Annotated in this window: 1 protein-coding gene; it reads left to right on the top strand. The window is 48.3% G+C overall.

The window, feature by feature from the left end; genetic code table 11:
* A partial coding sequence (locus tag R7040_RS30000) for a TRAP transporter small permease (RefSeq protein ID WP_318098126.1) occupies positions 1-417 on the top strand: 417 nt, incomplete at its 5' end.
* Between the last annotated feature and the right edge of the window lie 99 nt (positions 418-516).

Raw genomic sequence — 516 nt, 5'->3', positions numbered from 1 at the left:
CGCTACGTACTCGGCAAACCAAGCACCGTCACGGATGAACTGGCTCGCTATCTCTTTATGTGGGTGGCGCTTATTGGTGCCGCTTACACCACAGGTCTCAAACGTCACCTCGCCATTGACCTTTTGACGATGAAACTCAAAGGCAAGAAAAAACTGGTGAATGAAATCGTCATCCAAGTGGCCATTGCGCTCTTCTCTTATGTGGTGTTGGTCCACGGCGGAACACAATTAGCACTCAAAACATTGGCCACTGGCCAGCTAACCCCAGCATTGGGCTTAGAGATGGGCTACATCTATTTCTGCCTGCCTATCAGTGGCGCACTGATGATCTTTTATTCCGTGATTTTCGCTTATGAGCGCGTCAAACAATTAATGTCTGGTGAAACCCTAGTCACCGACTCACAACTTGATTCTTAGAGGGTTCCACAATGGAATGGCAATTAATTCTTACCTTATTTGGCAGCTTCGCTGTATTACTGGCAATTGGTGTACCGGTGTCCTTCGCCGGTGGTGTTG

It is taken from the genome of Vibrio sp. 1069 (assembly GCF_033340555.1).
The sequence above is the reverse complement of the archived record's forward strand: the minus strand, read 5'-3'. Positions and strand labels throughout refer to the sequence as shown.